The organism is Paenibacillus sp. IHB B 3084 (assembly GCF_001447315.1).
GTDB lineage: Bacteria > Bacillota > Bacilli > Paenibacillales > Paenibacillaceae > Paenibacillus.
Genome location: NZ_CP013203.1, coordinates 2,235,345 through 2,247,307 on the forward strand (window position 1 = coordinate 2,235,345; position 11,963 = coordinate 2,247,307).

11 protein-coding genes and 2 pseudogenes are annotated in these 11,963 nt (G+C 46.6%); 7 read left to right on the plus strand and 6 right to left on the minus strand.

The window, feature by feature from the left end:
- Positions 1-133 precede the first annotated feature (133 nt).
- Positions 134-673 carry a hypothetical protein gene (locus ASL14_RS10510; protein WP_134911534.1) on the plus strand — a complete coding sequence of 180 codons (540 nt, stop codon included), beginning with the start codon at positions 134-136 and terminating at the stop codon, positions 671-673.
- Between the two features lie 243 nt (positions 674-916).
- Positions 917-1,173: pseudogene (locus tag ASL14_RS10515) on the plus strand (GNAT family N-acetyltransferase); the annotation flags it as partial.
- Positions 1,174-1,245: 72 nt separating this feature from the next.
- On the opposite strand, the gene ASL14_RS10520 reads toward ASL14_RS10515, so the two are convergent.
- Positions 1,246-1,560: a hypothetical protein gene (locus tag ASL14_RS10520; RefSeq protein ID WP_134911535.1), complete on the minus strand. Its 315-nt coding sequence runs from the start codon at positions 1,558-1,560 to the stop codon at positions 1,246-1,248.
- 187 nt (positions 1,561-1,747) lie between these two features.
- Here ASL14_RS10520 and ASL14_RS10525 point away from each other — a divergent pair, with 187 nt between their 5' ends.
- A complete protein-coding gene (locus ASL14_RS10525; protein ID WP_134911536.1) occupies positions 1,748-2,569 on the plus strand; it encodes an alpha/beta fold hydrolase in 822 nt (273 codons plus the stop codon).
- A 128-nt stretch (positions 2,570-2,697) separates the two neighbouring features.
- Here the strand turns inward: ASL14_RS10525 and ASL14_RS10530 are convergent, their stop codons facing one another.
- The 5 genes from ASL14_RS10530 to ASL14_RS10550 all read right to left on the minus strand — a co-directional run bounded on the left by ASL14_RS10530 (position 2,698) and on the right by ASL14_RS10550 (position 8,134).
- Positions 2,698-2,913 (minus strand): cold-shock protein, encoded by a 216-nt coding sequence (locus tag ASL14_RS10530; RefSeq protein WP_134911537.1) that lies wholly within the window; start codon positions 2,911-2,913, stop codon positions 2,698-2,700.
- Between the two features lie 131 nt (positions 2,914-3,044).
- The gene (cspD, locus tag ASL14_RS10535) at positions 3,045-3,245 is read right to left on the minus strand and encodes a cold-shock protein CspD (RefSeq protein WP_013308356.1); all 201 of its coding nucleotides are present in this window, start codon (positions 3,243-3,245) and stop codon (positions 3,045-3,047) included.
- Positions 3,246-3,647: 402 nt separating this feature from the next.
- Positions 3,648-6,086, minus strand: coding sequence for an arabinan endo-1,5-alpha-L-arabinosidase AbnB (locus tag ASL14_RS10540; protein WP_134911538.1), 2,439 nt, complete (start codon positions 6,084-6,086; stop codon positions 3,648-3,650).
- 521 nt (positions 6,087-6,607) lie between these two features.
- Positions 6,608-7,066, minus strand: coding sequence for an SRPBCC domain-containing protein (locus ASL14_RS10545; RefSeq protein ID WP_134911539.1), 459 nt, complete (start codon positions 7,064-7,066; stop codon positions 6,608-6,610).
- Positions 7,067-7,177: 111 nt separating this feature from the next.
- Positions 7,178-8,134, minus strand: a complete 957-nt coding sequence (locus ASL14_RS10550) for a helix-turn-helix transcriptional regulator (RefSeq protein ID WP_134911540.1) — start codon at positions 8,132-8,134, stop codon at positions 7,178-7,180.
- Positions 8,135-8,346: 212 nt separating this feature from the next.
- Between ASL14_RS10550 and ASL14_RS10555 the strand changes: the two genes are divergently transcribed.
- From ASL14_RS10555 to ASL14_RS10570, 4 genes and pseudogenes are all read left to right on the plus strand, one after another.
- Entirely contained in the window at positions 8,347-8,691 is a 345-nt protein-coding gene (locus ASL14_RS10555; protein ID WP_134911541.1) for a DUF805 domain-containing protein, read from the plus strand.
- A gap of 153 nt (positions 8,692-8,844) precedes the next feature.
- Positions 8,845-10,440, plus strand: a complete 1,596-nt coding sequence (locus ASL14_RS10560; RefSeq protein ID WP_134911542.1) for a spore germination protein — start codon at positions 8,845-8,847, stop codon at positions 10,438-10,440.
- Positions 10,441-10,478: 38 nt separating this feature from the next.
- Positions 10,479-11,679, plus strand: a pseudogene (locus ASL14_RS10565) (Ger(x)C family spore germination protein).
- 23 nt (positions 11,680-11,702) lie between these two features.
- A complete protein-coding gene (locus ASL14_RS10570) occupies positions 11,703-11,954 on the plus strand; it encodes a hypothetical protein (RefSeq protein ID WP_134911543.1) in 252 nt (83 codons plus the stop codon).
- The last annotated feature ends 9 nt before the right edge of the window (positions 11,955-11,963 follow it).

Genomic DNA, 11,963 nt, shown 5'->3' on the forward strand with positions numbered 1-11,963 from the left:
TAGTTGAAATTTTAGTTATGCCGTTCAAAACCTATTCAGCAAATGCTCAGCTTGCGCTCAGATAGCATTCAAATTCATATCTTATGATAAGTCTCGTACCAAACAAACCATAACCGAAAGGTGGAAAATGAATTTGAAGAACACCAGGAAAGCAATTTTCGCTGGAACGATGGCATTGGCATTTTTAGGAGGCAGTGCACTGTACTCCACAGGAGCAGCCCATGCTGCTTCAACTACACCTGAGAAGGCTGCCACTGAAGACAAAGCACAGGCACCTAAGGGAAATCCCGGCGATGCTAACGGCCCTAAAATCGCAGGAGGAAACTTTGCCGAAAACAAAGCTCTCCTGAAATTATTGAAATTGTCCTCCAGCCTGTTGGAAACACAGTTGAAAGCAGGGAAATCCCTCGCAACGATTACCAAAGCACAAGGCGTGAGCGTGAATTCCGTTATTGATGTGGTGGTTTCTGATATGAAAGCAAAGCTGTCTACGGAAAAACAAAACGGCAAGATTACAGCCGCCGAATATGACCAACGTGTCTCCAACCTGAAGAAAATGGTTACGGATTTGGTAAACGGCGTTAAGCCGTCCAAGCCACCAGTAGAAGCAGGTAAAACAGATGCAGCCAAAGCTCCTGTTAAAGCTGAAGCTAACAAGGCTCCAGTTTTCTAAAAGGCTTTAGCTCAATAATTCACATTCATAGAACCCATTTGTTAATCAAACATAGCCACCCCATGTTAAATAAATCTCCATCCGGCTTCCCTGTACGGATAGAGGAGTAGATAAGCCTGTCCCCTGCTGCTATGCGGCAGAAGGGGACAGGCTTATTTTTCTTTTACCAAGACAATATGTGGTAGACTAGCTTGGTCAAGAGGTAGCATTTCTAAATCCAATTTCAAACCAAAGGAGTATGTAATGAAAACCAACCAACAGGAATTTGATGTGAAGGGAATAAGCTATATTATTAGATCTGCCATGGATAAAGATGCGAAGAGTTTGTCTGAAATCCGGTTGCAGATTGATGGAGAGACTGAAAATTTAGACAGAGAACAAGGCGAGGCCTTCATAGATACACCCGGTTTTGAACGGCTCATTGAAACAGATACCCGGAATAGCCGAAATCTTTTTTTAGTCCTGTAGTTCATGATAAAATCGTTGGATTTTCAAGATGTGGGGAGATTTAAGGAGTGAAAAAAAGATCCTGTATTATCAGGATCTTTCATCATTTCATTGCCGGGTGTAACTTAGTAGCGATAATCATCATAGGAGTTACGGTCTTGTTGAGCTGCTGTAACCATCAAAAATATACCTGAAAGCAAATGCATCAACCATCCCACGAACGGAATCCATCCGACAACAGAGGTCACAATGCCCAAGATAGATCCATAATAGGCCTCCTTGTTTACCACAGATAGCACTAATGTAACGATATGGAAAATCATCATAAAGAACAACACGGTATACACGGAGTTTACGACGATGAGTCCGCCCAAAACAGGAATAGCTAAAAATAGCTCTAAACCGCCTGTAATCCATTTTAAAGTTTTTGATGGTGCCATGGTTCCACTCTCCCGTTGCTATTTCATCCCATCATTATATCTTATCGCTATGCGGGATGACATACATTTTTTAACAATCAATATGTTTAAATCGTGACTGCTGCTATCCCTTTTTCGAATGAGCTAAGCCCTGACTACATATATGTGAGAAAGAACGAATTTTTGTGACTTCAAAGGGGTGAATGCATTGGGATATTATATCGAGGCGGAACGAGGCGTCAATCTGTATGTGGAAGATACAGGAGCCGGCATCCCCGTTCTGATGGTGCATGGCTGGCCGCTGGATCATCGAATGTACGAATATCAGGTAGCTCTGCTGCCTTCCTACGGGTATCGCTGTATTCAGGTGGATCTTAGGGGATTCGGCAGGTCCGACCGACCATGGCAAGGCTACAACTATGATCGACTAGCAGACGATCTGTTGGCTGTCATTCAGGCGCTCCAGCTAAGACAGGTACGACTGATTGGTTTTTCCATGGGGGGAGCTATTGTTGTACGTTATATGAGCAGGCACCGGGGATTTGGCGTCGATCAGCTTATTCTGCTGGGAGCGGCTACGCCCCGTTTCACTCCATCCAGCGGCTTTCCTCAAGGCACTCCGGTCACGGAAGTGGATAAGCTCATCAAGCAAGCCTATACAGATCGACCGCAACTGGTCACTTCATTTGGCGAGCTATTGTTTGCCAACCCCGTCAGCCAGAGCTTTCGCGACTGGATACGTGATCAGGGCTTTGCAGCCTCTGTCCATAGCATGGCCTTCACTTTATATTCACTGCGTGATTCTGATTTACGCCCGGATCTTCCGCATATCCGTGTACCTACCTGGATTTTACACGGGAAGCTTGATCAGGTCTGCCCTTTCCCACTGGCTGTAGAAACCCAAAAAGGAATTGCTGGGTCAAGGCTTATTCCTTTTGAACGAAGCGGTCATGCTGTATTTTACGATGCGCTCCCCGAATTTAATTCCACCTTACTGAGCATACTATCTCAACCTTCCCCCATGCCATAATCGGAGAACCAGGACATTCATATGCGCAAAAAAATAGCACCTTGCGGTGCGTTCTCCAAAAAAACAAAAAAGACGCCTCAGCGCCGTTAGCGGCTATGGGGCATCCTTCACTACAAACATATATCCAATTAGGATTGTTTGGTATGATTAAAGCTCGTATTATTCAAAACGGACAGCTTTTTCTCGCCCTTCACCATGGCAGAACCGCAAATGGGGCATGTCGGCTCGACAGAAAAAGCGAAGTTATCCCGCATCCATCCGTTGCACGTTTCGCTGGCGCAATTCCAGACAGTTGTAATTTCCTCAGGAATCTCATCCATTGGCTTTTTCCGTGAATTGTACATAAACATCCCTCTTTCTTCATGATTTATAAAGCGATAAGATGTAATCAGTTCAAAAACGGCCTTGTGAACAGATAAAAACAAATGCCCCAAACGCTATGTTCGGGGCATCTGAAGTAGGCTGTAATTTTAAATTACAGTTTTACAACGTTCTCAGCTTGTGGTCCACGGTTTCCTTCAACTACGTTGAATTCTACGCGTTGGCCTTCGTCCAAAGATTTGAAGCCGTCGCCTTGGATTGCGGAGAAGTGTACGAATACGTCGCTTCCACCTTCAACCTCGATAAAACCAAAACCTTTTTCTGCGTTAAACCATTTTACTGTACCTGTTTGCATTGAATTACCTCCAAAATGTATTTATATGACCTTTATTTTTTACAAATAAAAATTCACATATTGCACAAGGTTATTTCAACCTAAAACAATAGCCCTCTACAATATGCGAATCTCAGGTCACAATTTCAATATACTCATATTACCATAAGTGTATTGAAAACGCAAGCACTGTTGAATTTAAATTATGCAGAGTGTGCTCTTGTCCTCTATTTATGTGTCCAAGCTGTATTCATCAGGCGAAAGTCAATCATCAACGCCTACCTAAAACAGTATATCCGCAACTGCTTCTTATTATACCAGCAAATGAAAAATAAATATACAAAACATTATGCAGAAGACGAACTTTTTCTAAAATATGCCCGTCTTCTGCATCCACTCTGTTGCGTTACCTTTTAACCAGCATCAAAGACCTGCCAATGCCTTAATTTCATCTGTTGTCAGCGCTTTGTTATACAATTGAACCTCATCCAGACTGCCATTAAAGTTGGCATCGGCAGCAAAGCGGCTTTTACCGAGATAAGCCTCGCTTGCCAGCAGCTCTCTCGGGTTAAAGGTAACGCTGTCATTAACAGCTACCTCTTCACCGTTTACATACAGCTTCCCTGTATTCCCCTCCAGTGTAACCGCTACATGCGTCCACTGATTCAAGGGCAGCGGTGCTTTGGAAAGCAAGCTTTGATCTGTACCTTCATGGATCGTAAACTGTAGCACACCGCTTCCTTGGGATGGGGTCAGAAACATATGGCGGCTCTGTCCATTTCCAAAGTCAAAAATCCGCTGCCAGGCTGCGCCGCCCTTCCAGTTTACCCAAGCGGAAAAAGTAAAGTCCTCCGCATCTGTTACCGTACCCGGCAGCTGCACGTAACCATCCTTGCCGTTCAAAACAAGAGCTCCGCCGGACTTCCCATCCTTGTCCCATGTGGCTCCCCCAAATGCCTTGCCATCATAGTTGTTGTATGTGCTGTCCACGACCGTTGTCCCTAGATCCTCACTCCATGAATAGAGTGCGAGCTGCGGACCCTGAGCCTGCTCGGGAACTGTGGCTATAAAGCTTTTCATCGCTGTTGCTTTGTCTTTTTTTATGGTCGCGGTCAATGTGACCGTTGCAGGCTGGGAGCCCGCTTCTGGACGGTACACTTCACCTGTCACGGAAATGTTCCCGGGACGTGAGGACTCCCACGAAATGGTGGTATCTTGTGTTCCCTGAGTAGGAAGCGTCAGATTATAAAAAACGTTGCTCGTATCGCCCAAGCTCAAATCCTTCTGCACCGCGGCTACAATTTTGCTGGCCTTCTGCTCAGGCTTTAGCGTACCCCATACCGCAACACCCTTGGAGGATAGCGCAGTGAAAGCAAACGTCTTGGTGCCCGTATCTGGATCAAGGTGCCGCAGGAAAACACCTTTGTACTTTGTACCATCCGCTGTAATCTCCAGCTGGTTACCTGCGCCAAGCTTCCATGTACCTTTCGCTCCGCCGGACAGTTTGCCGCCGCTATCCAAACTGACGGTCAGAGCTTGCTTAATATTGGCCGAAATTTCTTTTCCGTGATTTACATACGAGTATTGACCAAGGACATCCTTTTCCGACAACTTTTTAAGAGAATCCTCATCTCCCGAATAACGATAAGGAGCAACTACGGGCCAACCGTCAGCGTTCATGAACATTTCATGCACGCGTACCTCAAATTGCTCGCCCCGTCCCGGAAAACGGGAATGGAAGATCAGAAAATGTTTCTTGGTCTTGGGATCGTAATAAGCCGAGTTATGTCCGGGAGAAACATAGCCTGTACCCAGTCCTGTACCCGGATCACCGACTTCCCTTGGGATCAGGTAATTCCCTATCAGCTTGACACCGTACGGCTCAATGGAAGCGTCATCAAAAAGAGGTTTGTCAGGGTTCGCCTTGACCTTGATCATGTCGTTGCCCTCAGCATCGTAAAAAGGGCCATCCGGTGTTTTGGAGCGAGCCACACGAAGGTTGTATCCGCCATCTGCCGACAAGCCGCCATAAGACAGGAACAAGTAATAATAGTCTGTTTGCGGACTGTATTGTATGTACGGCCCTTCCATACGGGCATGGTTACCGCCTGTCAGCTTTTTCCCATATCCTTGTCCGGGCAGAGGCTTCCCTGTTTTCTCATCCATTTCCAGAATAAAGATGCCTCCTGAATAGGACCCGTATACCATCCACAGCTTGCCGTTCTTATCATAAAAAGTATCCGGGTCCACGGCATTCGGATGCTTGGTCGCATCATAGACGGCTCCGTCCTCACTCGGTTGTCCCCACATGCCGGATTTCAGGAAAATTCCTTTGTTCTTGTAGGGTCCTTCGATTTTGTCAGCCACCGCTACACCCATCGCAGAGCGCGGAGAGTCACCTTTGCAGGCATTATAGTACATATAAAACTTGCCGTCCGCCAGTTGAATGACATCCGCTGCCCACAGCGTGTCCGTCTGTGCCCAATCGAGAGCCTCTTTTAGTTCCACTTTGACGTTCGGGATCAATACGTTACCGTTCGCTACTCCTGTAGCAATCGTATCCCAATTCATTAGATCCTTGGACTTGGCAGCCGCCAAATGAGAGCCAAATATATAAAAGGTATCGTTCACCTTCAGAATGGAAGGATCATGCACGGAGGTTTCCTTGAAAGAAGCTGTCACCTTTTTGCTCTGAATTGTAACGTTCTCCAGACTCTGATCTTGAAGTGTAATCTGTCCCGGGTTTTGAACTTCATCTGTACCCGGATGGAGCGTTTGCTCCGCGCCTGCAAAAGAGGCAGGTAACAGCAAAGCACCTGCCAGAGAAACAGTCGTTACTTTGCGGAAAAATAATCGTTTCATTAACTAATCTCCTCTCGATTTGAACAAACCTGGTTAATCAGCGGTCAGGCTTCTATTGTATTTTGATTCGTTTATTTTCCTCTTGAAATAGATACTCATCATCACCCCCGGCAGGTATTAAAGCGCTTTCAATTTGTTCGAAAATAAAAACCCTTCTCTTAAGAAGGCAGGTTCAAACCTGACGGTGAACCGTACCTCTATATTATGCAATCAATATGGAAAATTCAATACTTAATTTTATATTTTTATGAATTCTTTAATAAAATTATTAATTATATCAATTCATCTATTTGCGTAGTCTCTTCTTCCTCTTATCCCACCTGTAGATTCAATGCTTCCACATGAGTTAATTTCAACTAACTGTTAAAGCAACAAAGGCAGGATGCGCTGAAGCACATCCTGCCTTTGTTATATAAATCTATTGTATTTATGAATCCGGCAATTGAAATCCATACGCTGTTATTCCAGCCAAATTCAAAAAGTACCGACTGCTTCTATTCCTGTTTTCCGTGTTGTCTTTGTTATTTGTTGCCTTCGAAATCAAGCGTGTTTCCAGTCTCTACTAACGTTTTTGTATTACTTAGAATATGCCACCAAGCATTGTCACTCGGTCCATAGGAAGGATCGTCAGGATGCCACTCATCATGGATAAGAGACAACTTCGTGCATCTGCCCACTGGCTCTATCAGCCAGGAAATCCGGGATTCATAGTTCTCTCGCCCTTTCAGGTATGAGGGCCCTACCTTATGCGTAAAACGCAGGGCCTTCAAGGGAGCATACTCCAGCAGCGTCCCGTACACATGAACGGTTTCTTCGCCCTCAGCGCCCGGTCCCACATACTCCAGCAATTGCCCCTCCTTGAAGCTGGAACGGATTATGCTTCCGTAATAGATTTGCTGAACGTACTCCGGAGAGACCAGACATGCCCATACCTGTTCGGGCGTCCCCCCAATGTAGACCTCATATTTCAGTTCTTTCATGTTTTGTTCCTCCTTAATAATATGTGCTTGTACTTTCTTATACTTAAGACTCGTTTACACTATACAAAAAGGACACTGACAGCTACAGTCAGTGTTCCCAAAGAGACAAAATTAATTTTCGTAATGGCGAGCCATTTCCGAGGCAACCACCATCATCCGCTGCTTCAACGCCGCTGGCTCCCGAATATACAGCGTTTTCCCATAAGGCAACAAGAAATATGGGACATAAGTGAGCAATGAGCTTTCGTCCAGCAGAAACCGGGCCCATCCCTCCTCCCGCTGATCCAAGGTATGCCCGAATAGCCAATGACCGCAAAGATCATTTATTATCATCTCGGATGACTCAATTACCACGGCAACCAACTCCTCTGCTCTTTCCCGGGCAGGAAGCAAGCTCTGCAGGAGAAAATCGCGCGCAGAGAAATCGGCAGGACGTATGAAGCTCGCGCCACTACACCGGAGTCCGATAATTCTGTCGACACGGAAGCTACGGATCTCCTGCCGCTGGTGGCAATACGCGATGCTGTACCACTGCCCCTTCCAAAGTACAAGCCCATAAGGATCAATGGAACGTGAGGAGGCCGTTTCTTCATTCCCCTTGCGGTATTCCATGTCCAGAGTGTCTCCGTTGGCTATGCCTGATTCAAGCTCTTGCAGAATTTCTGCCATTGCCCCATTAGACGTATGGAGCGTTTCAATCCCGCGCTCATGGCTCTCCATCCGTTCGATTTGTTGGACGTTGCTGTATCGCTTCAGCTTATCCAGCGCCCGTTCAAGCGCTTGGACATACGGATATCCCGTCCCACGGACGAAGGCGGCTGCTTGGACAAGCGCCTTCTGCTCTTCGGCGTCGAAGAACAACGGTGCTTCGACGAAGTTATCAGGCAGACAGTAGCCGCCACCAGGTCCGGCATCGGCAATAACCGGAACCCCACTGACGCACAACGCATCTATATAACGGTATACCGAACGAACGCTGATTTCCAGCGCATCCGCTAATTCGCCTGCGGTTCGTCTACGTTGCTTTAACATCCAGAGGATGGATAGCATATGGTCTGCTTTGGACATCAAACAATCTCCTCCCTGAACAGTTCAATTACAAGCAGTGTACAGCGAAAACTTTGTATCGCCAACTTACGTGTCGGCAGGGAGTGCAAGTAATGGCAAATAGTATGAAATAAATGTATTACATATCCTACCTTTCCTGCCGATATACCTAAAAGAACAATTTTGAATTACCTTAAAGTAAACCTTTAAATTTTTTGGGGAGGTGAAAATATATGCAATGGTATTTAAATGGATTAAAAAACTATGTAGGATTCCAAGGTAGAGCACGACGTACAGAATACTGGATGTTTGTTCTGTTCAGTACGATCGCCACTTTTATAATCGGTTTGATCGATGGTCTTGTGGGCTTAACTCCGATCTTGACGTACCTTTATTCTTTGGCTGTCCTGTTGCCGTCTCTGGCCGTTATAGCCCGTAGACTGCACGACACAGGCAGAACCGGATGGTGGATTCTACTCATTTTGATTCCTTTAGTTGGCTCAATTATTCTGATTGTATTCTTATGCCAAGACAGTCAATCCGCTGAGAACAAATATGGAAAAAATCCTAAATTGTAATTGGTGCAGATACCTGAGAACCTCTTTCACTCTTGTGAAAGAGGTTTTTTCATATTCCCCCTCCAATCATCGAAATTCCAATAGTAAGTTTATGGGAAGCCCACTGCGTCCATACTGGATTAAAAAGCATCCGCAAGGAGAGGGCGAACATTCATGCATTTTCGGAAAAGAAGCAGCCACAACAAGTTTAAAAAGCCACCTGTCCAGCACACCGAGAGTAAGCCTGCACATTCAGAGGCGCAGCTCAGTCCAAATATCGGGTCAAATCTTCAGCGGATCAGACAAGCACTCGGTAACAGCACCGACATCATCATAAGAGAAGTTCGTATCGGCAAGGATGGTGAACAAATCATTGCGATCCTCTATACCGACGGTTTGGCGGATAAAAACGTAATCTCCGACTTCATCATGGAGTCGATGATGCTGGATAGCAGCTTGTCCGGGGACGTGGAGCACAAGATTCAAACCTCCTCCCATGTTCTGCAGATTTTAAAAGATTACGCCCTGACCATCGGGGGCATCCGAGATGTTACCGACTTTGAAACCTTATATAACGCTCTGTTGTCCGGAGATGCAATCATTTTGGTTGACGGTGAGACGCAGGGAATCGTGGCCAGCGCACGAGGATGGAAAGATCGCGGGGTCACCGAGCCCGCTTCGGAAAATGTCGTCCGTGGACCACGAGAGGGATTTTCTGAAACACTGCGCACGAATACGGCCTTGATCCGACGTAAGATTAAAGATCCGAACCTGTGGCTGGAAACAAAACAAATTGGCCGCGTGACCCAAACCGATGTCGCAGTCATGTATATCAAGGGAATCGTGGACCATAAATTGGTCGAAGAAGTGCATGAACGACTGAATCGCATTGATGTAGACGGCATTCTTGAAAGCGGGTATATCGAGGAGTTAATTCAGGACGAAACATTTACCCCTTTTCCGACGGTATACAACTCCGAACGCCCGGACGTCATCGCCGCCGAGCTGTTGGAAGGAAAGATCGCAATCCTGGTGGATGGAACCCCGTTTGTGCTTGTCGTGCCCGCGCTGTTTGTTTCCTTCCTGCATGCGGCGGAGGATTATTATCAGCGTGCCGATATCAGCAGCTTCATTCGGGTTCTTCGTTACACCGGAGTCTTTATTTCCCTGCTTGGTCCGTCCTTATATGTTAGCATCACTACGTTTCATCAGGAAATGCTGCCAACCCCGCTGCTGATCGGGCTGGCGGCACAGCGGGAAGCCGTCCCCTTCCCTGCCTTTATTGAAGCGCTCATGATGGAACTGACTTTTGAAATATTGCGGGAAGCCGGTGTCCGTATGCCCAAGTATATTGGAGCGGCCGTCTCTATCGTAGGCACACTTGTGATCGGACAAGCAGCTGTCCAGGCTGGGATCATATCAGCGGCGATGGTCATTGTCGTATCCGTTACTGCGATTTCCAGCTTCGTTCTGCCTGCCTATAATATGTCCATTGCTTTCCGTATGCTGCGATTCCCTTTGATGGGGCTTGCCGCTTCATTTGGACTATTCGGGATTATCGTCGGCGGCATTGCTCTCATCCTGCATATGTGCAGCCTTCGTTCGTTTGGCATTCCCTATATGGCTCCTTTTGCCCCTTTAATACCGTCGGACACCAAGGATACCATCTTTCGGCTTCCTCACTGGATGATGATTACACGTCCCCGGCTAATTAATCAGAAAAATGTGAATCGCCGAAACAGCACCCCGCCCCGGAAACCACGGGAATGAAATAGAGAGGACTGGCACAAATGGAAAGGAGGAGCATCGTGAATCGGAAGGCCGCCTGTCTGTTCCTGATTCTTACAATGACCTTGCTTCTGACGGGCTGTTGGAGCCGCAGAGAGTTGAATGATCTGGCCATCGCCGTCGGTATGGGGATTGATAAACAAGGGGATCAATTCCGGGTCTCCGTCCAGGTTGTAGACCCTAGGGCCGTATCGGCCCAAAAAGGGGCAGGCGAGGCTCCAGCCACATTGTATACAGAGGAAGCCGATACCGTACTTGAAGCGATCCGAAAAATAACAACGCTTAGTCCCCGTAAAGTGTATTTTGCTCACCTGCGCATATGCGTAATCGGTGAGTCGATAGCGACCGAAGGGATGGCAAAAGCTCTGGATTTACTCTCCAGGGATCATGAGTTCCGCACCGATTTTATATTGTGGTGTCCAAAGGCACCAGCGCGGAGGATACGCTGAAAATTATGACACCCTTAGATCCGATTCCGGCAAATAAACTGTTCTCCTCCCTGGAATCTTCGGAGAAAAACTGGTCACCCAGTATGACCGTAACCTTGGATGAATTAATTAAAGCTATTACGAGTGAAGGAATGCAGCCTGTCTTGACCGGACTTCGAATCGTTGGCAATACAGAAATGGGAGAAATGAACAGCAATGTCCAAAAAATCGACCCGCCTGTCCGTTTACAGTATTCCGGGCTTGCTGTATTCAAAAAAGACAGATTGATCGGGTGGCTAAATGAAACGGAAAGCAGAGGCTACAACTACATTCTCGGCAAAGTGCAAAGCTCTGTCGGCTTTGTGGCCTGCCCCGAAGGCGGAAAATTCGTTACAGAGATCATTCGAACCCAAACTGCCATAAAAGGAAGCGTGCATAGGGGAGAGCCCCGGATCAATATTAAAATGCATGTTGAGGCCAACGTGGGAGAAGTCGAGTGTCAGGGCCTGGATTTGACCAAGGTGAGCACGATTTATGAGCTGGAGAAGAAAGAGGAAGAAAAGATCGAGGATATTATGAAATCAACCGTCAGAAAAGCTCAAAAATCGTACAAAGCTGACATTTTCGGATTCGGCGAAGCCATTCACCGCGCTGATCCGAAGACCTGGAATGCACTGAAAAAAATTGGGATCGTGAGCATTTTACAGAATTGCCCGTAGATATCAAGGTCGATTTCAAAATTCGGCGCTTGGGCACGATTGGCAGCTCATTCCTGAATGAGATTAAAGAGTAACCTCCCAAAGAAGGTGTTAAAAGATGCTGCCTAAAATAGGGAACGTTCTGGGCATACTGCTGGTCGCTGCTGCAATATGCATGTTTGAGGTCCCTTACATGTGGAAAAAGGGGTTAAAAAAAGAGCTTTGGCTGTTTTCCATCCTGCTCCTTCTTGGGGTCGGAATCAGCAGCGCCAGTGCATTAAGTGGGTTTATTCCTACTCCTCTGGATTGGATCGCAGCCGTGTATAGACCATTCAGCGATTTCCTAACCCATATCGGTCTAATAAAATAAGACGAGGTG